Here is a 20,545-nt window from a genome sequence, read left to right as displayed (position 1 = left end):
ATTACCTGCCCCCAATCCCCAACCTTGGGGCAACGCAGCCCACTGCCCGCCGCTCGCAAAATACTGGACTGAAAGGCCCCGCCCCTTGCCCCACAAGGCGTGCAAGGCCATTTGCAGATTCTGGCACAGCTCTTGCCGATCTCTTCCCAGACGCCCCAAGTCCATGGGCCCGTTTGCAGGAGGAATTGACTCATGCACCGACCGATACCCCACCCGCTGGCAGTGGCGATTTTCGCCGGTATGCTCCAGCTCCCGGCGCAGGCTGCCTTGAACGCAGTCGATCCAGGCGCTTACATCCCCGCCAACGGCGGCTTCCCCGCCTGGTACCAGGACAGTCACGGTCGTACCCTCGACCTGTGCCTGACCAAGGCGGTCAGCTCCAGGGTCGCCGGCGCGCCCGGCGCACCGTCGTACATGTGCACGCTGCTGCCCACGCCCGGTGTGTTCGACGATACCCAACCTATTGTCTTCCCCACCAACTTCCCTGACGAAGCGTTCTGGTTCACCGCCGACGCCGCTATCGTCGACGCCACCCGCGGCATCGACCTCAGCTACGGCACGGCGATCGAAGCGGCGTTCGCCGCCGAAGAACCGGTCGAGGGTGACCAGGTCAGCTTCGCCCGGGTGCGTATCCGGGTCGATGTACCCACCGCCGGCACCTACGTGGTCACCCACCCCTACGGCGTAGACGTGTTCGATGTTCCTGCCGCCGGGCGTCGGGCGATCAACATGACCCGCGACATCGGCATCGCCGGCGCAGGCGATTTCACCGGCGCACTCAAGGGCGATGTCGGGCCGTTCCTGCGCAGTGTCAACGGCCCTTATACCGAAGGCAACGAACGCTTCGTCGGCGACCCGAACCTTGAAGAGCGGGTGACCGGCAGCCCGTTCAACACCAACTTTGTGCGCATCGAAGGCCCTGGCGGCATCGACCTGCGCACCGAACTGTTCGCGATCTCGGGCAAGCTTTCCGAAGTGGCCCTGCCAACCCCGCTGATGCCACAGCGCAGCACCTACTCACGGCACACCGAGAATGGCGACTTGCGAGCCCAACAAGACATTTTCGTGATGGCCCCGCCGCCACCGGCCAGCGTCACCCTGACCAGCCAGACGCCCAACCTGAGCCTGACCGAGGCCAACGGCACTGGCGCCTGGTACGCCCAGTCGGCCCTCAACCCGGCGGCCGGTACCATCGTGACCCTGACCGCCGACAACAGCGTGGCGATCCCGACCAGTAGCCTGGCCACCCGCAACATGCCGCTGACCGACCTGGTCACCATCACCCAGGCCCAGTACCGCCTGTCCACCGGCGAGCTGACCTTGGTTGCCAGCACCAGCGACGAAACCACCCCCCCCGTGCTCACCGCACATTCCGGCAACGGCACGTTGATCGGCAACCTGGGCGGTAGCGGCGCCGTGAAGACGTTGAGCATGACCCTCTCGCCCATTCCGCCGGCCAAGGTGCAGGTCACCAGCGCCAATGGCGGTAGCGACACTGAAGACGTGGTGCTGGTGCCATGAACAGACAAAGGCTCAGCCTTCAAGGAGGCCGCATGAACACTTGGTCGCGCCGTGCGCTGTTCGCCGCCGGTTTTTCCCTCACCGTTACCAGCGCCGCCTTTGCCGCGTTGTCTGATGTCGACCCGGGGCCCTACACCTTCGCCACGGGCGGTTACCCGATGTGGTACAAGGACAGCCTCAACCAGTCCCTGGAATTGTGCCAGTCACGTGCCACCAGTACCCGGGTGCCCGGCACACCGGCTGCACCGTCCTACATGTGCACCCTGCTACCTGAGCCGGGTATCTACGACGACGCCCTGCCGCTGGTGTTCCCAGACAACTGGCCGCCAGAAATGTTCTGGTTCCTGGCCGAAGCCACCATCCCTGCCGTGGGTAACAGCGGCTATGAACTGGATGCCTACGTCGCGGGCCTGGAAGCGGCCTTTGCCGCCGAAAACCCGGTAGACGGCGACCAGCAGAGCTTCGCCCGCATCCGCCTTCGCGTATCGGTCCCGCGTGCAGGTGTCTACACCATCACCCACCCCTTCGGGGTCGAGACGGTCAACGTCACCACCCCCGGCCGGCGGGCGATCAACATCACCCGCGACATCGGTATCGGCGCACCCGGTAACTTCACGGGGGCGCTCAATGGCGCACTCGGGCCATGGCTGCGTGGGGTTGGCGGGCCTTACACCGAAGTCAATCCGGACACCGGCGCCACCGAAACCTTCATCGGTGACCCTAACCGCCCGGAAGCCGTGGTCGGCAGCCCGTTCAACACCAACTTCATCCGCATCGACGGCCCGCCCGGTCGCATCGAAACCGCGCTGTTCACGGTCTCGGGCAAGGTGCTGGACCAACGCGCGCAAACCCCTGTCACCCTGGAGCGTGCCACCTACTCGCGCAACGGCAGCGGCACCCGGGTGGAGGTGTTCGCCAAAGCGCCGAAAGAGGCCAGCCTGTGCATGCGCAATGGCCTGGCACTGATCGGCACGCCCCCTTCGCCCTGCCAGTTCAACCTGACGGCAGACAACAACGGCCTGTTCTTCCACCATCAGCTTGGCCAGACAGCACCACCTGCGGTGGTGGTGGTCACGGCCAGCAACAGTGCCGGCGGCACCCAGCCGACCGCGCTGTCGAGCAAGCTGACCGACGTGGTCAAGGTCAGCACCGCGCGCTACGACTGGGCCAACAAGCGCCTGCTGATCGAGGCCAGGTCCAGTGACGAAGTGGCTATCCCCGACATGCTCGCCCAGGGCTACGGCCGCCTGTCGAAATCCGGCACGCTGCAAAGCATTACGGTCAACGACGTGGCACAACCGCCAGCCACCGTCACGGTCAAATCTGCCCATGGTGGTACTGACGTGGAACCGGTCATCGTGGTCGGCAACGCACCCGTCGAGGCGGCCAACCAGCCACCGCTGGCCCAGGCAGATGTCGGCAGCACGAGTGTTGGCGTGCCGATCACCCTCAACTTGCTGCAAAACGACAGCGACCCTGACGGCAATGTGCCGCTGACCCTCAGTGACCTCACCCAACCGGGTACCGGCCTTGGCGGCGTCGTGCTCAACGGTACCACCTCGGTCACCTACACCCCGCCAGCCGGGGCTACGCAACCGCTGGTGGCCACCTTCAGCTACCGGGCGGTGGATTCCAAAGGCCTGAAGTCGGAACCGGCCACGGTCACCATCAACGTTGCGCCTAACCAGGTACCGACAGCCAACCCCGAAACCGTCGCCACCCTGGGTGTGCCATTGACCATCAACGTACTGGCCAACGACACCGACCCCGAAGGCAACGTACCGCTGGTCGTTGCTGCCGTCACCCAACCGGCTGCTGGCCGGGGTACGGTCAGCACCGACGGCGCATCGGTGACCTATACCCCACCGGCCACGGTGACTGCGGCCTTTACCACCACCTTCACCTACCAGGCACGGGACTCACTGGGCGCGCTGTCTACTCCAGGTACGGTCACCGTCAACGTGTCGCCCCGGCCTGCCGCCGAAACCTTTGCAGTCACGGCAGCCACCGTCACGGCGCGCTCCAACAACCGTTACAACTGGGACATCAGCGGTACCTCGTCGGTAACCACGGGCAACGTTGTCACCGTCCGGGTCACCACCACCACCGGGGTCCAGACGCTGGGCACCGCAACCGTACCAATTAACGGCCGCTGGCGTCTGGCAGTCAGCAACAGCACCACGGTAATCCCGACCGCCGCGCCGACGGCGACCATTACCAGCAGCCCGGGTACCACCCGCACCGTCAACGTGGTTGTGCAGTAAAGGCGGGAAAACGCCATGAAACGCCTGTATCCACTGCTGTTCAGCCTGGCCCTGGCGGGCCAGGCCAGCTGGGCCGACGACCTGATGGACAACGCCGACCTTGCGCCCGGCAATGACCTCGGCGACCCGGTGATCATCCGCCTGCTACCGGTCGGCGCCGGTCAGGCTGCGGTGATCGAGCAGCAAGGGTCAGGCAACCGCGCCGCCCTCGACCAGAACGGTCAGGCCCTGCTGGGCCGTATCGTCCAGGCCGGCGGTGCCCAGGAAGCGTACATCTTGCAGGAAGGCAGTGACCTGATGGCCATCATCAGCCAACAGGGAAATGGCAACAGCGCGTCGATTCGCCAGAGCGGCAGCAGCAACAGCGCAGCCATCGAGCAGATCGGCAATGACAACAGCGCCAGCATCGTGCAGTCCGGTTCGGGCCTCAACAGCTCCGTGACCCAGACCGGTAATGGCCAGCATGTTCAGATCACCCAATATCGATAGACCTGGAGGCACCACCATGTACAAGCTCGCTCCTTTAAGTGCCGCTATCGTCCTGGCCCTCGCAGGTCAGGCAATGGCTGCTGACAGCACCTCGTCCCAGACCCAGGACGGCAAGGAAAACATCGCCGAAGTCGCCCAGACCCAAGCATCCTTCGCCTCGGCCACGCAGAACCAGACCGGCAAGGGCCACAACCACCTGGCGGTGCAAACCGAGAGCACCAGCGATATCCAGCAGAGCGCCACCGGCCAGTACAACGCTGGCTACGCCGAGCAACTGTTCGAGAACGGTAGCCAGATCACCCAGGGTGCCGGGGGCAGCTACAACGATGCCTTTGCCAGCCAGTCGGTAGGGCTGAACAACGAATCGCTGCAAACCCAGCAAGGCGTCGGTAACAAATCCACCGTGTGGCAGGACACCCAGGAAGCCAGCAAAGCCACCACCTGGCAATCCGGTCAGCGCAACGAAGCCTTCATCGAGCAAACGTTCGGCGGCAGCAACAACCGCAGCACCGTAAACCAGACCGGCCAGGACAACTACGCCGCCGCCGAGCACCTGAACCACCTCGATGGCGACATTCAGGTCTTCCAGGATGGCCACGACAACTGGGCCTACGGCGACCAGCGTGAGGGCACCGGTGGCACCATTGGCATTGGCCAGTACGGTGGCGGCAACTCGGTGGAAGTGTGGCAGGACACCCAGATCGGTAGCCAAGCCTCCGTGGTCCAGACCGGCCAGACGAACGAGGGCTATATCGACCAGAGCTTCGGCGCCGGCAACAAGGTCAGCCTGACCCAGCAAGGCAATGCCAACGCCAGTTGGTCGGACCAGTTCGAGACCAACAACGCGACCGCCACCATCACCCAGACCGGCAACAACAACCTGCATTTCACCTATCAAAATGGTGAAAACCTCAACCTGACCATCAACACCAAAGGCAATGGCAACAGCATCACCGCCAGCAACTGGAAAGGCGCCAAGATGGGTGGCCAGTTCGGCACCAATCAGAACGCCACCATCAACCAGACCGGCAATGGCAACGGCGTCAACCTGACCCAGAAGGGCGCGGACCAGGTGGCCACGCTGACCCAGGCGGGTAAAGGCAACCAGATGCAGACCAAGCAGGACGACGTCAACAACGAGCTGTATTTCGAACAGAACGGCACTGACAACATCCTGATCGCCGACCAGCGCGGTACCGACAACTATGCCTACGGCAACAGCCAAGGCACCGGCAACTCCATCACCCTGGACCAGTCCGGCTACAGCAACCAGAGCTACACCAACCAGCTGTACGGTAGCGGCAACGAAGCCACCATCAAACAGACAGACAGCATCAACGTCGCCTACGTGACCCAGGGAGGCCAGGGTAACAAGGCGTTCGTCGACCAGAGCGGTATCGCCCAAACCGCCACCATCACCCAGCTGGGCAGCGCAAACCTGGCCACTGTAACCCAGAAGTAAGCCGCTCCCCCTTGAACCGCGGTGCTCCTCTCCCTGGTGCCGCGGTTCCTTTTTCGCTCACACCCTATGCAACTTCTCATTCTGCCCGGTATATGCATTCCCTGTAGGAGCAGCCTTGTGCTGCGAAAGGGCCTGCAGGACCGGCACATCTTTGGGGGGCATACCGGCCTCTTCGCAGCACAAGGCTGCTGCTACAGGGATCGCAATTGCAGGGATACAATATCCAATCCCTCGAACATGTGCGGTGCCATGATCCAGTCCGACCTAGACCTGTTCGGTTCTCAGCCACAACGCCTGGCCAGCCACACCCTGCTGCTGCCCGGCTTCGCCCTGGCCGAAACCGAGGCGCTGCTTGATGCCCTGCGCCCGGTGCTGCGCGCAGCGCCCTTCCGGCACATGCACACGCCGGGTGGCCTGCGCATGGCAGTAGGCCTGACCAACTGCGGCACGCTGGGTTGGGTGAGTGACGAACACGGTTACCGCTATAGCTCCAGCGACCCGGTTAACGGCAAGCCTTGGCCCGCCCTGCCCCCGGTTCTGCTCGCCCTCGCCGCCCGCGCTGCGGCCTTGGCCGGCTTCGAGGGTTTCGTGCCGGATGCCTGCCTGGTCAACCATTACCTGCCTGGCACACGCCTGAGCCTGCACCAGGACCGCGACGAGCAGGACTTCGGCCAGCCGATCGTATCGGTGTCGCTGGGCCTGCCGGCGGTGTTCCTGTTCGGGGGCCTGCAGCGTACCGACAAGACCCGTCGCATCCCGCTGAGCCACGGCGACGTGTTGGTCTGGGGTGGTGAGGACCGCTTGCGCTTTCATGGCGTGCTGCCCATCAAGCCCGGCGTGCATCCGCGCATGGGCGAGCGGCGGATCAACCTGACCTTGCGCAAGGCCGGTCCCTGAACAGGCCTGCCTTCTGCCACCCGGCGCAAAACAAGATGAATGCACATGAAACACGTTGAACATCTTGGCCAGGCAAGCTTCAAATATTAAGCCGCCTTTTTTTGCCTGGAGCCTGCCATGCCAAACCCGCCTAGCCCTTCAAGCCGTTGCCACGGAGCCACGTACCGATGAAGATGCCTGGCCGCGCACCCAATGCCTCGCTGCAGCTCGATTACGTACGCGACACCCTGTTCGGCCCGGTGGCGCAAAGCGTGGAATGCCAATGCCAGCTCGCCGCCCTCAACCTGCAAGGGCGCCCGGGGCTGCGCCTGCACATCTGCCCGCCACTGCCGGACAAGGTTGATCGTGCTCACAGCGTGGCCTTTGTCTGGGATGGGCGCAGTTATCATGGCGTGGTTCGCGACAAGGGCAAGTGCGGCGATGGCGGCCTGAACCTGCTGCTGGAGCTGCAATAAGCCGATCAACGGCGGCCAACCCGGCTGAACCGGCTGGGCGCAGCGTGTCTCCATAGCAAAAGGGCCCTGCCTGCTGGAGAACGCCATGAACAGTCCGTTGCTCAAGCTTTTCACTCACCCCGCCGACGCCTGGCTGGATATCCGCCGGGCCGAAGAAGACCACCCACAGCAATATCTGCCGCGCCTGCTGGCCTTGGCACTGATACCGGCAGTGTGCCTGTTCATCGGCACGACCACCTTCGGCTGGAGCCTGGCGGATGAGGAGCGGGTACGTCTGAGCATGGGCAGCGCCGCGCAACTGGCAGGGCTGCTGTATGCCACTACCGTTGTGGGTGTGATGCTGATGGGGGTGATGATCCGCTGGATGTCACGAGGGTTCGATGCACAGCCGAGCCTGAACCAGTGCATCGGTTTTGCCGCCTACTGCGCCTCGCCGTGGTTTTTCGCCGGAGTGGTCGGCCTGGTGCCGATTCGCTGGCTGGCCTTAGTCGCGCTGGTGGCTGCCTCTGCTTATGCCAGCGTGTTGCTCTATGGCGGGTTGCAGACCTTCCTGCGGCTGAAGAAGGAACAGGCAATGTTGTTTGCAACGTGTGTATGGGGCGTCGGGCTTTTACTGTTGGTGACCATGCTGGTGTCGATGATCCTGTTCTGGTTCAACGGCCTGATGCCGGAATACGTGCGCCCGGCCAGCCTGGGCTGACCGGGGCACGACAGGCGCACTCAGGCAAGCGACCTGAATGGCGTCGGGTGGCTGTCGCGCAGCGCATGCAACTGCCCCACCAGGTGGACCAGGTCACGGCAACTGTTGAGGTTGTGCAGCGGAACCCCACTGAGGGTCACGCTCTTTTCGAGACTCTGGCCCTGACCCAGGCGGATGGTCAGGTTGGCGCCGTCCGGGCAGCTGACTTCACAGCGGTCGGGCAGGCATGCCTGCTCGATCATCTGCCGCATCTCCAGCATCGAAACTCCTATCAACGACATGGTACGACCCTCTCTGTGCGATGGCCTGTTGTGAGTGAGTACGCCTTTATCGGGCGGGGCGCCAATTGATATTGCGCATGCCCGAGCAGGCGTCCATGCGCCTGGGCAATGATGATACGGGGAATCCCTTAGCACCTTAGTGGAAGATTGCGCCCGCTGGCCGAGCGTTCGAATGCAAAGCCAGACTTAACGACGAGCGGTGCCTGCGGGCGCCAGCGATGCCCACAGGTGCTGCGCCGCATAGGCACGCCACGGGCGCCACGCCAAAGCCCGTTCGGCCAGTTGCGCGTCATTGCCCTCAAGCAGGCGCAATGCCTTGATCAGCGCCACATCGCCCAAGGGCAATGCATCCGCGGCGCCGGCCTGGCGTAGCGCCAGATACTGCGCGCTCCACGGCCCGATGCCCTTGATCCGGCACAGGGTACTCAGCAACTCTTCCAGCACTTGCCCGCGACGCAGCAGCCTCGGCTCGGCCAACAAGGCGTTGGCCAGGTTGCCGAGGGTGGCGGCGCGCGCTCGCGGCATGCCCATGTTTTCGAACTGTGCATTGGCCAGCGCCGGCAAAGCCGGGAACACATGGCTCAGGCCCGCTACCGGCAGACGCAGCGCTGTGCCATGACGTTGTACCAGCCGGCCGGCCAAGGTCATGGCGCCGGCCACGCTGATTTGCTGGCCCAGCACGGTACGCATGGCTTGTTCGCAGGCATCCCAGCCTTGGGGCACACGCAGGCCTGGGCGCTCGCGGGCCAAACGGGCCATCAAGGGGTCGCGGGACAATTCGGCCGCGATGCGCACAGGGTCGGCGTCGAGGTCGAAGAAGCGCCGCAGTCTGGCGATCAGGCCAGGCAATGCAGTTGAGGGAACGCCTTCGAGGTGCACGCGCACCTGGTTGCGCAAGGGGGTGGCGTGCAAGACAGCGTGGTGACCGGCAATAGCCAGGGTGCGGCGATAGGTGCCGTCGAGGCAGGTTTCAATACCAGGGATGCAGCGGGCGGTCAGGAAGCCCAGGGTCGAGGGCCAGTGATAAGGGGCACGGTAGCGCAGCCACAAGGTGTGTTGGCCGGGGGTGGGCAATGAGCGGCGGACGGCGTGCTGGAGTGTGGGCTTGGGCATGGGCTGATCATGCCAAAACCCTGGGGGCCAATCCATGCTCAAGAAAGCCGGGGGCGCTTCGCACCCCCCAGCTTTTCAGGCAAGACTCAGTGCTGGGCCCCTTCCCGCTCATCCTGCATCTGCCCGAACCGCCCGGCCTGGAAATCGTCGAACGACTCGGCAATCTCCGCCTGGCTGTTCATCACGAACGGGCCATAGCCGACAATCGGTTCATCGATCGGCTCGCCACTGAGCAGCAGCACACTGGCACCTTCCAACGCCTCGACGGTGACATCCTCACCCTGCCGGTCCAGCAGGACCAGGCTGGACGGGCCAGCTTCGCGCTCGCCGTTGATGCGCACATTACCGCGCAACACCACCAGCGCCGCGTTGCGACCGACAGCAACCGGCAGCTGCAAGGCCTTGCCGGCATTGAGCCGCAGGTCCCACACATCCATCGCGGTAAAGGTCCGGGCCGGCCCTGGGTGCCCCTGGTAGTCACCGGCAATCACCCGCAAGCTACCGGCATCACCGTCCAGCGCTACCACCGGGATGTCGCTGGCCAACAGTGTCTGGTAACCGGCCGCTGCACGTTTGTCACGCGCAGGCAGGTTGACCCACAACTGCACCATTTCCAGCATACCGCCACTGCGGGCAAAGCCCGGGGAATGTAACTCTTCATGGATGATGCCGTTGGCGGCGGTCATCCACTGCACATCACCTGGCCCGATCAGGCCGCCAGCGCCCGTGGAGTCACGGTGTTCCAGCTCGCCCTGATAGACGATGGTCACGGTCTCGAAGCCGCGGTGCGGGTGCTGGCCAACGCCGCGCCGCGCCGTGGTCGGGGTGAAGTCATGGGGGCCCGCGTAGTCCAGCAGCAGGAACGGGCTGATCCGGCTGGCCAGATTGTCGTAGGTGAACAGGCTACGCACGGGAAAGCCATCACCTACCCAATGGGCGTGAGGGCTGCGGTGGATACCCAGAATCTTTTTCATGAGAAGGCTCCTCTCTTGGCTGAGACAACCTTATCAATGACGCCAATCACGCGGTAGGCGGTTGATATGGCATGCATCGTCCCACCTATGGAACAGTCACCCCTGCAAGAAACCAAGTACCTGCTCCGCCGCCATGGCTGGGTCTTCCTGCATGAAACAATGCCCACCGGCAACTTGCCGGGCGCTCACATGCGGGTTGAGCCCCGCCAGGCGGTTCACCGATTGCGGCACGAAGGGATAAGTGTGCTCGCCATACAAAATTCGCGTTGGTGTGCTGATGGCTGCAAGGCGCGCCCACATGCGTTTGGGGAATGAACTGAAGATTTCCACTTCCCGACTGGGCCGGCACTTGAGCACCACTGCGTCACCGCAATCGCCAAGGGCATGTTCGACATAGGCCTGCAGCGCCGCATCGGTCCAGCCCTTGAAGATGCCCCGCCCTTGCAGCGCGGCCAGCGCTGCCGCGCGATCAGGCCAGTGGCTGCGGCGGCTGGCGGCCTTGCGGGCCAGTGCATGACGCTGGTGCAGGCCAACCAGTGCTGCCGCCCCCATTACACCCAACATGCGACGGCTGAACAACACGGGGTCAAGCAACACCGCACGCTCGAACAGCTCAGGTTCAGCGGCCAGGATCAGGCCTGTAAGCACACCGCCAAAGCTGTGCCCCATGGCAACCCGCGGCACATCGCCGTACTCGCCACGCCCGGCCTGGAAAGCTTGCACTGCGAGCTCGGCAGTACGGTTCCACCCCCGAAAAACCCCACCATGGTCACTGTCGCCATGCCCCTGAACGTCGCACAGCCACAGGTCGAAATGGTCGCCCAGACGCATCAGCAACGGTTGGTAGGCCAGGCAACAGAAGCCGTTGCCGTGCAAAAAATGCAGCAACGGCTTGCCACTGGCCGGGGTTCGCCAGCCACGCAGGGTGAAACCTTCGGCGCATTCGTGGGACCAGGGGATCAACTGCATGGGTTTGCTGTACTCGCGAGGCTAGGAAAACGCCGATTCTACAAACAGCAGCGGGTAGAGTGAAATCACCAGCAACAAGGCCATCAGGACATTGAACAGCATCAGCCAGCGCGGGTTTTGCAATACGTTGCGCAGGGCGCTGCCAAACATGACCCACACACCGACGCTAGGCAGGTTGACCAAGGCGAACACGGCGGCGATGACGATCACGTTGGTCACATAGCCTTGCGCCGGGGTGTAGGTGGTGATCGCACCCACCGCCATCACCCAGGCCTTGGGGTTGACCCACTGGAACGCCGCCGCCCCCCAGAAACCCAGCGGTTTGCGGGCGCTTGACGAGGCCGTGCCGACCGGCCCGGACGTGGCGATTTTCCAGGCCAGGTACAACAGGTAGGCCGCACCGGTGTAGCGCAGTACCGTGTACAGCGGCGGCCAGGCCTTGAACACCTCACCCAGGCCCAGGCCGACGGCCAGCACCATGACCATGAAACCGACACTGATGCCCAGGGCGTGTGGGATGGAGCGACGCACGCCGAAGTTCACCCCCGAAGCCAGCAGCATGGTGTTATTGGGGCCGGGGGTGATGGAGGATACGAAGGCAAACAGCACGAAAGCGGTCAGCAGGTCGGCAGAGGCAAGCATGGCGGGCATTCCACTTTCGTTATAGGTGCTGTCACACTAACGGAGTCGCCCACTCCAGCGACCGATACAGTTATATTAAATTATTCAGATACACATCACTGTACCGTTAACCCGGATCAAGGAAGCCGTCACCATGAGCCTCACCATTCGCCCAGCCGTTCGCACCGATGCCGAGCAGATCCTGGCCTTCATCACCGAGCTGGCCGAGTACGAACGTGCCCGCCATGAGGTGGTCGCCACCCTGGCCGACATCGAGCACAGCCTGTTCGACGAGGGCAGCACTGTGCGTAGTCTGATGTGCGAACGCGATGGCCGGGCAGTCGGTTTTGCCGTGTACTTCTACAGCTACTCGACCTGGCTCGGGCGCAACGGTATTTATCTGGAGGACCTGTACGTCACGCCTGAACAACGTGGCGACGGCGCTGGCCGGCAATTGCTGCGGCACATTGCCCGCGAGGCGGTGGCGAACAACTGCGGGCGCCTGGAATGGAGCGTGCTGGACTGGAACGAGCCGGCGATCGGCTTCTATCAGAAGCTGGGGGCCGAGGCGCAGGACGAGTGGGTGCGCTACCGGCTGGATGGCGAGAAGCTGGCGGCATTCGCCCGCGGGTGACACGCTTGCTGATGCGGCCCTATCGCCGGCAAGCCAGCTCCCACAGGTACTGTATGCCCCCTAAGGGCACTGCTAATCCTGTGGGAGCTGGCTTGCCGGCGATAGGGCCCGGACAGGTAAAGTTACTGCCGCCGCCACACTGCCCCGGCAATATCGACCCGCTTGGGCAGTACCTTGTTGTCGAAGAACAACTGCGCCGTACGCTGCTGCGCCGCCACGATCTCATCACTCACCGGCAGCACCGGTGACGCCGGCCGGTGGCTGAAACTGCGCTTTACCACTTCTTCTGGCAAGCCCATGAACTGCGCCAGCAAGCGGATGCTGCCGGCCTCGTCGCTGCGGGTAAGCGCTTCGGCCCGGCTGATTTCGTCCAGCAATTGCCCGACAAAGGCGCCATGGGCTTCGACATAGGTGCGTGAACCCAGCATGAACGGCCCGATCAGCCCCAGCCCTTGGCCGTCGGCCAACAGCCGCGCCTTACCCTCCAGGTCAATAGCCGAGTAGAACGGATCCCAGATTGCCCAGGCGTCCACGCTGCCACGCTCGAACGCCGCCCGGGCATCGGCAGGTGCCAGGTACACCGGCTGAACATCGCGAATACTCAGCCCGGCCTTGGCCAGGGCACGCAACAGCAGGTTGTGCGCGCTGGAGCCCTTCTGCAGGGCAATGCGTTTGCCCTTGAGTTCACCCACAGCGCTGATCGGGCTGTCTTTCGGCACCAGGATCACTTCAGCCTGGGGCTTGGGCGGCTCGGCACCGATGTACAACAGGTCGGCGCCGGCGGCCTGGGCGAAGATCGGCGGAATATCACCGGTCGAGCCGATATCGAGGCTGCCGATGTTCAACGCCTCAAGCATCTGCGGGCCGGCGGGGAACTCGATCCATTGCACGCGGGTGTTGGCAAAACGTTGCTCCAGCAGCTGATGCTGCTTGGCCAGCACCAGGCTGATCGAGCCCTTCTGGTAGCCAATACGCAAGGTAGCCGGGTCTGCGGCCTGGGCCGCGCTGGCCAGGGCCAGCAACAGCAGCATGGCAAGGCGTAGCATGCGCATGGGTCACTCCTTCCAGTCGGTCGAGGGTTTTTCCCACAGGTTGATCCCCCCTTCCACGGCGTACTGGTCGATGGCGGCCAGCTCTTCGGCGGTAAAGGCCAGGTTGTCGAGCGCGGCCACATTCTCGGTGATCTGCTCGGGCCGGCTGGCGCCGATCAGCGCAGAGCTCACCCGTGGGTCGCGCAGGGTCCAGGCCAGCGCCAGTTGGGCCAGGCTCTGGCCACGCTGACGGGCAATCTCATTCAAGGCGCGTGCGCGGGCGATGTTGGCTTGCGACAAATGCTGGGGTAGCAGCGAGCCGCCACCCGCACGGTTCACACGGGCATCAGCCGGGACGCCATTCAGGTATTTATCGCTGAGCAGGCCCTGGGCCAGCGCAGTGAACACGATCACCCCGGCGCCCAAGGCATCGGTGGTGTCGAGCAGGTCCCGTTCGATCCACCGGTTGAACAGGTTGTACGACGGCTGGTGGATCAGCAGCGGCACCTTCAATGCTTGCAGCAACGCCGCGATTTCCGCGGTCTTGCCGGCCGAATAGGACGAGATGCCGATGTACAGCGCCTTGCCCTGGCGCACGATGTCGGCCAGCGCGATGGCCGTTTCTTCCAGCGGGGTGTCGGCATCGAAACGGTGCGAATAGAAGATGTCGACGTAATCCAGACCCAGGCGCGCCAGGCTCTGGTCCAGGCTGGCGATGAGGTACTTGCGCGAGCTGCCGCCCTGCCCGTACGGTCCCGGCCACATGTCCCAGCCGGCCTTGCTGGAAATGATCAACTCGTCGCGGTAGCTGCGCAGGTCCTCGCGCAGCAGCCGGCCGAAGTTGGTCTCGGCACTGCCATAGGGCGGGCCGTAGTTGTTGGCCAGGTCAAAATGGTTGATACCGGCATCGAACGCCGTGTGCACCAAGGCGCGCTGGGTGGTGATGGGCGTGGCATCGCCAAAGTTGTGCCACAGGCCCAGGGACAGGGCCGGCAGCACCAGGCCGCTGCGACCGACACGACGGTAAGGCATGCGCGCATAGCGCTCGGGGTTGGCGGTGTAGCTCATGGTTGGCCTCGTTCGGCAAAGTATGGGTTGGCTGGGCGTTGCAGGCCCAGATGCTCGCGCAGGGTGTGGCCCTGGTACTGACGGCGGAACAGGCCGCGACGCTGCAGCTCGGGCACCACGTGCACAGCGAAGTCTTCCAGGCCCAGGGGCAGGTGCGGCACCAGCACGTTGAAGCCATCGGCGGCGCCGCCTTCGAACCAGGCTTGCAGCTCATCGGCGATCTGCGTTGGGGTACCGACCAGGCTGTAGTGCCCTCGCCCACCGGCGATGCGCCGCCCAAGCTGGGCCAGGGTCAGCTGTTCGTTGCCGGCCAGTTCGGTCAGCAGTTGCTGGCGGCTGCGCTGGCCATCCTCGGTGGGCGGCAACTCTGGCAGCGGGCCGTCCAGCGGGTAGCCGGAAAGGTCGAAGTTGCCAAGCATGCGCCCGAGCAAGCCAACGCCGACACGCGGGTCGACCAGCGCCTGGAACTGTTCGTACTTGTCCTCGGCCTGCGCCTGGCTTTGCCCCACCACCACGAACACGCCGGGCATGATCTTCAGCGAATGCTCATATCGCCCATGGCGGGCCAGGCGACCCTTCAGGTCGGCGTAAAAAGCCTGTGCGCGAGCCAGGCTCGGCTGGGCGGTGAACACCACCTCGGCGCTTTGTGCGGCCAGCTCGCGGCCGGTTTCGGACGAGCCGGCCTGCACCAGCACCGGTCGCCCCTGTGGCGAGCGGGCAACATTGAGCGGGCCTTTGACGCGAAAGTGCTCGCCCACATGGTCAAGGGCACGCACGGCCTGCGGTTGGTGGAACAGGCCACTGGCCTTGTCGCGCAAGAACGCGTCATCGGCCCAACTGTCCCAAAGCCCTTGCACCACCTGCTGGAATTCACGGGCGCGGGCATAGCGCTCGGCATGCGGGATGTGTGCCTGGCGGCCAAAGTTGCCGGCCTCGGCGGCAGCGTCGGAGGTGACCAGGTTCCAGCCGGCACGGCCTGCGGACAGGTGATCCAGCGAGGCGAACTTGCGTGCCACATGGTACGGCTCGTTGTAACTGGTGGTGGCCGTGGCGATCAGGCCGATGCGTTCGGTAACTGCACTCAGCGCCGACAACAGGGTCAGTGGCTCGAAGTACACCGAGCGCGCACTGTGGCTGGCCAGCGGGTCACTGGGCGCGGCGACGCTGTCAGCGACGAACAAGGCATCGAAACACGCGGCTTCGGCGATTTGTGCGGTGCGCTTGTAGGTGGCGAAATCCAGCGGGTCGGCCGGTACGTCCGGGTGGCGCCAGGCGGCCACGTGGTGACCGGTCGCCATGAGGAAGGCGCCCAGATTCATTTGGCGGGGCATTGAGATCTCCTTTAAAACCAGGTCGCTTTTTGTAGGAGCGGCCTTGTGTCGCGATCGGGCCGCAAAGCGGCCCCGGCGATTTAAGTGGCGAAGCTGAAATCTGGGGCCGCTGTGCGGCCCGATCGCGACACAAGGCCGCTCCTACAGGGATCGTGCGCAGGCTTAGAAATCCTTGCGCAGTTGCACGCCGAAGTAGCGCCCGTCATCCCGCGGTACAGAGCGGTAGATGTAGTCGCCGCCGCTGGCCAGCATCTGCGCATACGACTTGTCGCCCAGGTTCTTGCCCAACAGGGCTACGCGCCAGCCGTCGTTGTAGTCGGCAAGGGCGATGCTGGCGTTCCAGATGCCGTAGGCGCCCTGCACGGTGTCCGGGTTCTGGTCGAGGCTGAACTGCACGGCGTCCTGCCAGCTGTAATCGCTGCTCAGTTCCACATCCAGGCCGTTGTCCAGCGGTATCGCGTAATCGGCGCGCAGGTAGGTCTTCCAGTCCGGCGTGAACGGCAGGCGGCCGCCATCGATATTGCAGCTGGCCGCCGCACCCGCCGGGCAGTTGAAGTGATCGACACGGGCCTTGGTGTAGGCCACGGCTGTCGACAGCTTCAGCCGCGAGGTGGCCTGGAAGCTGGCATCCAGCTCCACACCCTGGGTCTTGACCTTGCCGGCGTTGACCAGGCGGGTCACCACCTGGTTGGCCACGGTGTCGAAGAAGTTGGCCTGGTAGTTGTCGTAGTCGGTGTGGAACACGGCCAGGTTGGCGGTCAGGCGATTGTCCAGCGCCGTGCTTTTCAAGCCGATTTCGTAGGCATCCGAGGTTTCGGGCTTGAGTGCCCCGGTGTCGCGCGGCTGCATGTTGAAGAACACGTTGTAGGCGGGCCCTTTATAGCCGCGCGAGTAGGTTACGTAACCCGTCAGGTTGTCGTTGAAGTCGTATTGCAAGCCGGTGCGCCCGCTCCAGCCGTCCTCGTCCACCGAGCCGGAACTTGCAGTCGAGGGCTGGATACCGGTCACTGCGGTGGCCGAGGTAGAGACCCGGCGATGGTCGTACTCAAGGTCGTCGTGGGTCCAGCGCAGGCCGAAAATGGCGCGCAGGTCGTCGGTGAAGTTGAAGGTGTTCTCACCGAACAGCGCGACACTGTCGTTGGTGGTGGAATAGTCGGCGCGGCCATTGTTGGCCACGCCGCCATTGACCGACAGGCGCTGGTAGGTCTCGTTGGATGTGCCATGCATGTAGAAAGCGCCCAGCACGTATTCGTTGAACTGCCCTTTGGGCGAAGTCAGGCGAAACTCCTGGCTGTACTGGTCATAGTCCACTGTGCCCTTGTCATGCGACGCTGTCACCGGCAGCAAGGCAAGGCGGTCGCCGTCCTGGTACTGGGTGTTGTCCCAGCCCCGCCAGGCGCTGATCGAAGTCAGGGTGTAGTCGCCCAGCTGCCAGTCCAGTTGCGCCGAAAGCCCCTGGTTCTCATCTTCGACGTGAGTCTTGAAGTCGCTGTTGATGTCGCGGTTGTGGGCGCTTGGCGTCACCGGGCGCAACTGACTGGCGAATGCGGCGCTAGCGGTGGTGATGACACCGCTGGGCAAGGTGTCCTCGCCCTTCATGTAGTCGGCGATCAGGGTCAGGCGCAGGTCTTCGTTGGGCTCGAACTCCAGCTTGCCGCGGGCGCCTTTGCGTTCGTAGCCATTGACGTCATGGCCATTGGCAACGTTTTCGACATTGCCATCGTAGTCGCCCCACAAGGTGCTCAAAGAGCCCTTGAGCTGCTCGCTCAGGCGCCCGCCAATACCAAAGCGCAGGCGGTTCTCATCGCCACCGCCAAAGTGCGAATAGTCCACGTAGCCCTGGGTCTGCTCTGGGATGGCCTTGCTGACCACGTTGAGTACCCCTGCAGAGGCGTTCTTGCCAAACAGGGTGCCCTGCGGCCCGCGCAATACCTCGATGCGTTCGAGGTCGAGCAGGTCGAGGGTCGACTGACCGGGGCGGCCGAACACCACGCCGTCGACCACCGTCGCCACGGTGGGCTCGACACCCGGCGAGGTCGAAATGGTGCCCACGCCACGGATGAACAGCGAGGTGTCCTTGTTCGAGGCGCCGGCGCGGTAATTGAGAGTAGGCACCTGCTGGACAATGCTGGCAACGTTGTTGCGGTTGTCTCGTTCGAGCTGTTCACCGTCGATCACCGACACTGCCACCGGCACTTCCTGCAGCGTGGCTTCGCGGCGCGTGGCGGTCACGGTGACGGCGCCCAATGCAGTGGCCTGCGCAGCCGCTGCTTCGGCCGGCTCGGCTGCCTGGGCACCTTGGCCAAAAGCGGCCAGCAGGATGGCTGCGGCCAGCGGCCGACGTTGCGTAGCGGGGAATGGTGTACGGCTTTTCTGCATGGTGCTCACTGCCTCGGGAAACCAGACCAGGCCCCTTCTGACGGGGCCGACACAAAGTTGCTGTGGTTGTCTGGTCTCGCTCGTGCGAGTGGCAGGCGCTTGCCAACAGCTGCGCTTGTTAGCGCTAACATGAGCAAGTATCAGAGGCCTTCGCTTAGCACGTCAAATACTTAAAAGTCAGATTGATATGCAATAAAGCTATTTGCCAACCGCCTTCCCGTTAGCGCTACCATCGCGCCATTTCCCCAGGAGGCAGCCCGGTGAGCCAGGCCAAGGATCCCCCCCGCAAGCGCCGCGGCGCAGGCCGTGTCACCCTCGCCGAGGTAGCACGCGCCGCTGAGGTTTCGGCCATCAGCGTGTCGCGCTACTTCAACCAGCCAGACCAGGTGTCGCCGCCTTTGCGCGAGCGTATCGAAGCCGCCGTGCAGGCGCTGGGCTATGTGCCCAACCTGGTGGCCGGGGGGCTGGCCTCGGCCCGTGGGCGCATTGTCGGTATGGTGATCCCGAATATCTCCGGGCCGATTTTCGCCCAGACTATTCAGGCCTTCAGCGACACCCTCAGCAGCCATGGCTACCAACTGTTGCTGGCCTCCAGTTATTTCAGCGAAGCGCAGGAAGAAAGTGCCGTACGGGCGTTTCTCGGCTGGTCGCCGGCAGCGTTGGTGGTCACCAGCCATTTCCACAGCCCGGCCACGGAAAAGATGCTGGCCGACGCAGACGTACCGGTCGTGGAAATCTGGGACTACCGCCCTGAGCGGTCGCCCTTGCAAGTGGGTTTCCTTCATCACCAGGTGGGTGTCCAGGCCTGCCGCTACCTGCTGGGCAAGGGCCACCGGCGTATCGCTTTCGTGCAAAACAGCGCGGCCGGCGACTTGAGTGCGCTGGAGCGGCGCGATGGCTATGTCGAAGCGTTGCATGAAGCCGGGCTGGAACCCTGGGTGTTCGTGCCCTCCGCCGACACCGCACCGTTCGAGGCCGGCAAGCAGGCCATGGAGGCTTTGATCCGCCGCAACCCAAGGCCCGAGGCGATCATCTTCGCCAACGACAACCTGGCTGCCGGCGCCCTGTTGGCGGGCCAGCGCGCCGGTTTGCGCCTGCCCGAAGACATGGCCATCGTTGGTTTTGGCGACTACCCCTTTGCCGACATGCTGCTGCCCAGCCTGACCACCCTGCGCCCGCCCTCGCGGGAAATTGGCGAACTAGCGGCGTTGCGGGTGCTGCAGCATTTGGGGGGGGTGGCATGTGAGGGTGAGGTACAACGGCTCAACCTGTTGGCGTGTGAGTTGATTGCCCGCGAGAGCGCTTGAGCTGCACAGGCGCTGTGACAATCCGGCCATTGAGGATTATTCTCCTACGGTATGTCCCACCGCCCCAATATGTGAGCGCCGAATATGAAAATCGATGACATGGACGCCTTTGTGGCGGTCATCCGTTGCCAGTCGACCAACCTTGCCGCCGAGGCCCTGCAACTGACCCAGCCGGCCATCACCCGCCGCGTGCAGAACTTCGAGGAAGACTTGGGCGCCACCCTGCTCGACCGCAACACCAAGCCGCTCAAGCCCACCCCCATGGGCCTGCGGGTGTACGAGCAGTGCAAGGCGATCTTGCGTGAGATCGACTCGCTGCGCGAGCTGGTGGCCAACGACGGGGCCCCGTCCGGTACCCTGCGCCTGGGCGTGCCACAAACCCTTGGCGATGTGGTGCTGCTCGATGCCTTGGCACAAATTCGGGAAACCTACCCTGACCTGCGCACCCAGGTCACCAGTGGCTGGGGCAGCAGCCTGATCGCGCGCATGGAAAACGGCGAGCTGGATGGCGCCGCGGCACTGTTCCCGCCCGGCAAGATCTTCCCCGAGGGCATTGCCAGCCAGTCGATCGCCCGCATGCCGCTGCGGGTGGTAGCGGCCAAGGGCAGTACCGGCAAGCGCAGCCTCAAGCTCAAGGACTGCTACACCCGTGGCTGGGTGCTCAACCCCGATGGTTGCGGCTTTCGCGCCGGGTTGCAGCGCGCCCTGAGCGAACAGGGGCTGAGGCTGTCGATCAACCTGGAGACCTTTGGCACCGAGCTGCAACTGGGGCTGGTGGCCAATGGGCAGGGGCTTGGGCTGGTGCCTGAGCCCTTGTTGCAGAACAGCCGCCACCGCGATGCGCTGGACGTGGTCAATGTGACGGACTTCAAGCCGCAGGTGGATTTGTGGCTGTTCCACCCACGCTACCTGGGCAACCTGCAGGAGCCGGTTGAGCAGTTTGGCCGGGTGGCCGGGCAGCAACTGTGCGGGTGAGCTGAAATCGCAATCCCTTGTGAGAGCAACTGTCTTGAGCAAAATCTAAAAGATTGGGCGATCACTGTGGGAGC

The 20,545-nt window shown here is 63.9% G+C and carries 19 protein-coding genes; 10 read left to right on the top strand and 9 right to left on the bottom strand.

Annotated features, from left to right (window positions below; translation table 11 throughout):
• Window positions 1–192: 192 nt before the first annotated feature.
• From N805_RS06900 to N805_RS06870, 7 genes are all read left to right on the top strand, one after another.
• Complete coding sequence (locus tag N805_RS06900; protein ID WP_028612957.1) at window positions 193–1,521, top strand: hypothetical protein; 1,329 nt, start codon at window positions 193–195, stop codon at window positions 1,519–1,521.
• Between the two features lie 32 nt (window positions 1,522–1,553).
• Window positions 1,554–3,785 carry an Ig-like domain-containing protein gene (locus N805_RS06895; protein WP_028612958.1) on the top strand — a complete coding sequence of 744 codons (2,232 nt, stop codon included), beginning with the start codon at window positions 1,554–1,556 and terminating at the stop codon, window positions 3,783–3,785.
• A 15-nt stretch (window positions 3,786–3,800) separates the two neighbouring features.
• On the top strand, window positions 3,801–4,274 hold the full coding sequence (locus N805_RS06890) for a curlin (protein WP_028612959.1): 474 nt from the start codon (window positions 3,801–3,803) through the stop codon (window positions 4,272–4,274).
• A gap of 16 nt (window positions 4,275–4,290) precedes the next feature.
• Window positions 4,291–5,736 carry a curlin gene (locus N805_RS06885; RefSeq protein WP_028612960.1) on the top strand — a complete coding sequence of 482 codons (1,446 nt, stop codon included), beginning with the start codon at window positions 4,291–4,293 and terminating at the stop codon, window positions 5,734–5,736.
• A gap of 237 nt (window positions 5,737–5,973) precedes the next feature.
• A complete protein-coding gene (gene alkB, locus N805_RS06880) occupies window positions 5,974–6,633 on the top strand; it encodes a DNA oxidative demethylase AlkB (protein WP_033741831.1) in 660 nt (219 codons plus the stop codon).
• A gap of 167 nt (window positions 6,634–6,800) precedes the next feature.
• Window positions 6,801–7,088, top strand: coding sequence for a hypothetical protein (locus N805_RS06875; protein WP_028612962.1), 288 nt, complete (start codon window positions 6,801–6,803; stop codon window positions 7,086–7,088).
• Window positions 7,089–7,173: 85 nt separating this feature from the next.
• A complete protein-coding gene (locus N805_RS06870) occupies window positions 7,174–7,788 on the top strand; it encodes a Yip1 family protein (protein ID WP_028612963.1) in 615 nt (204 codons plus the stop codon).
• A gap of 20 nt (window positions 7,789–7,808) precedes the next feature.
• On the opposite strand, the gene N805_RS06865 is transcribed toward N805_RS06870, so the two are convergent.
• From N805_RS06865 to N805_RS06845, 5 genes are all read right to left on the bottom strand, one after another.
• Window positions 7,809–8,069 carry a DUF1652 domain-containing protein gene (locus N805_RS06865; protein WP_028612964.1) on the bottom strand — a complete coding sequence of 87 codons (261 nt, stop codon included), beginning with the start codon at window positions 8,067–8,069 and terminating at the stop codon, window positions 7,809–7,811.
• A gap of 186 nt (window positions 8,070–8,255) precedes the next feature.
• Window positions 8,256–9,182: a DNA-3-methyladenine glycosylase family protein gene (locus tag N805_RS06860; RefSeq protein WP_028612965.1), complete on the bottom strand. Its 927-nt coding sequence runs from the start codon at window positions 9,180–9,182 to the stop codon at window positions 8,256–8,258.
• Window positions 9,183–9,268: 86 nt separating this feature from the next.
• Entirely contained in the window at window positions 9,269–10,156 is an 888-nt protein-coding gene (locus N805_RS06855; protein WP_028612966.1) for a pirin family protein, read from the bottom strand.
• Between the two features lie 96 nt (window positions 10,157–10,252).
• The gene (locus N805_RS06850; protein ID WP_028612967.1) at window positions 10,253–11,125 is read right to left on the bottom strand and encodes an alpha/beta fold hydrolase; all 873 of its coding nucleotides are present in this window, start codon (window positions 11,123–11,125) and stop codon (window positions 10,253–10,255) included.
• Between the two features lie 21 nt (window positions 11,126–11,146).
• The gene (locus N805_RS06845) at window positions 11,147–11,776 is read right to left on the bottom strand and encodes a LysE family translocator (protein ID WP_028612968.1); all 630 of its coding nucleotides are present in this window, start codon (window positions 11,774–11,776) and stop codon (window positions 11,147–11,149) included.
• 124 nt (window positions 11,777–11,900) lie between these two features.
• Here N805_RS06845 and N805_RS06840 point away from each other — a divergent pair, with 124 nt between their 5' ends.
• Entirely contained in the window at window positions 11,901–12,380 is a 480-nt protein-coding gene (locus tag N805_RS06840; RefSeq protein WP_016486745.1) for a GNAT family N-acetyltransferase, read from the top strand.
• Window positions 12,381–12,502: 122 nt separating this feature from the next.
• On the opposite strand, the gene N805_RS06835 is transcribed toward N805_RS06840, so the two are convergent.
• The 4 genes from N805_RS06835 to N805_RS06820 form a co-directional block, all read right to left on the bottom strand.
• The gene (locus tag N805_RS06835) at window positions 12,503–13,432 is read right to left on the bottom strand and encodes an aliphatic sulfonate ABC transporter substrate-binding protein (RefSeq protein ID WP_028612969.1); all 930 of its coding nucleotides are present in this window, start codon (window positions 13,430–13,432) and stop codon (window positions 12,503–12,505) included.
• Window positions 13,433–13,435: 3 nt separating this feature from the next.
• Complete coding sequence (gene mgrA, locus N805_RS06830; RefSeq protein ID WP_028612970.1) at window positions 13,436–14,479, bottom strand: L-glyceraldehyde 3-phosphate reductase; 1,044 nt, start codon at window positions 14,477–14,479, stop codon at window positions 13,436–13,438.
• Entirely contained in the window at window positions 14,476–15,810 is a 1,335-nt protein-coding gene (locus N805_RS06825; protein ID WP_028612971.1) for an LLM class flavin-dependent oxidoreductase, read from the bottom strand. The genes mgrA and N805_RS06825 overlap by 4 nt, the downstream gene beginning before the upstream one ends.
• 162 nt (window positions 15,811–15,972) lie before the next feature.
• Complete coding sequence (locus tag N805_RS06820; protein ID WP_028612972.1) at window positions 15,973–18,189, bottom strand: TonB-dependent receptor; 2,217 nt, start codon at window positions 18,187–18,189, stop codon at window positions 15,973–15,975.
• A gap of 260 nt (window positions 18,190–18,449) precedes the next feature.
• On the opposite strand from N805_RS06820, the gene N805_RS06815 reads away from it, so the two are divergent.
• Both N805_RS06815 and N805_RS06810 read left to right on the top strand, forming a co-directional pair.
• The gene (locus N805_RS06815) at window positions 18,450–19,496 is read left to right on the top strand and encodes a LacI family DNA-binding transcriptional regulator (RefSeq protein ID WP_028612973.1); all 1,047 of its coding nucleotides are present in this window, start codon (window positions 18,450–18,452) and stop codon (window positions 19,494–19,496) included.
• An 84-nt stretch (window positions 19,497–19,580) separates the two neighbouring features.
• Window positions 19,581–20,471: a LysR family transcriptional regulator gene (locus N805_RS06810; RefSeq protein WP_028612974.1), complete on the top strand. Its 891-nt coding sequence runs from the start codon at window positions 19,581–19,583 to the stop codon at window positions 20,469–20,471.
• Window positions 20,472–20,545 lie beyond the last annotated feature (74 nt).

The organism is Pseudomonas putida S13.1.2, assembly GCF_000498395.2.
GTDB lineage: Bacteria > Pseudomonadota > Gammaproteobacteria > Pseudomonadales > Pseudomonadaceae > Aquipseudomonas > Aquipseudomonas putida_Q.
Note: the sequence above shows the minus strand (reverse complement) of the source record. Positions and strands in the feature narration are given on the sequence as shown.

Bases quoted from the DNA above. Each gene is read 5' to 3' on its own strand.
- N805_RS06900 (WP_028612957.1), top strand. From the start codon at position 193: ATGCACCGACCGATACCCCACCCGCTGGCAGTGGCGATTTTCGCCGGT.
- N805_RS06820 (WP_028612972.1), bottom strand. From the start codon at position 18,189: ATGCAGAAAAGCCGTACACCATTCCCCGCTACGCAACGTCGGCCGCTG.
- N805_RS06870 (WP_028612963.1), top strand. From the start codon at position 7,174: ATGAACAGTCCGTTGCTCAAGCTTTTCACTCACCCCGCCGACGCCTGG.
- N805_RS06840 (WP_016486745.1), top strand. From the start codon at position 11,901: ATGAGCCTCACCATTCGCCCAGCCGTTCGCACCGATGCCGAGCAGATC.
- N805_RS06855 (WP_028612966.1), bottom strand. From the start codon at position 10,156: ATGAAAAAGATTCTGGGTATCCACCGCAGCCCTCACGCCCATTGGGTA.
- N805_RS06895 (WP_028612958.1), top strand. From the start codon at position 1,554: ATGAACACTTGGTCGCGCCGTGCGCTGTTCGCCGCCGGTTTTTCCCTC.
- alkB (WP_033741831.1), top strand. From the start codon at position 5,974: ATGTGCGGTGCCATGATCCAGTCCGACCTAGACCTGTTCGGTTCTCAG.
- N805_RS06885 (WP_028612960.1), top strand. From the start codon at position 4,291: ATGTACAAGCTCGCTCCTTTAAGTGCCGCTATCGTCCTGGCCCTCGCA.
- N805_RS06835 (WP_028612969.1), bottom strand. From the start codon at position 13,432: ATGCGCATGCTACGCCTTGCCATGCTGCTGTTGCTGGCCCTGGCCAGC.
- N805_RS06845 (WP_028612968.1), bottom strand. From the start codon at position 11,776: ATGCCCGCCATGCTTGCCTCTGCCGACCTGCTGACCGCTTTCGTGCTG.
- N805_RS06850 (WP_028612967.1), bottom strand. From the start codon at position 11,125: ATGCAGTTGATCCCCTGGTCCCACGAATGCGCCGAAGGTTTCACCCTG.
- mgrA (WP_028612970.1), bottom strand. From the start codon at position 14,479: ATGAGCTACACCGCCAACCCCGAGCGCTATGCGCGCATGCCTTACCGT.
- N805_RS06865 (WP_028612964.1), bottom strand. From the start codon at position 8,069: ATGTCGTTGATAGGAGTTTCGATGCTGGAGATGCGGCAGATGATCGAG.
- N805_RS06860 (WP_028612965.1), bottom strand. From the start codon at position 9,182: ATGCCCAAGCCCACACTCCAGCACGCCGTCCGCCGCTCATTGCCCACC.
- N805_RS06875 (WP_028612962.1), top strand. From the start codon at position 6,801: ATGAAGATGCCTGGCCGCGCACCCAATGCCTCGCTGCAGCTCGATTAC.
- N805_RS06825 (WP_028612971.1), bottom strand. From the start codon at position 15,810: ATGCCCCGCCAAATGAATCTGGGCGCCTTCCTCATGGCGACCGGTCAC.
- N805_RS06890 (WP_028612959.1), top strand. From the start codon at position 3,801: ATGAAACGCCTGTATCCACTGCTGTTCAGCCTGGCCCTGGCGGGCCAG.
- N805_RS06810 (WP_028612974.1), top strand. From the start codon at position 19,581: ATGAAAATCGATGACATGGACGCCTTTGTGGCGGTCATCCGTTGCCAG.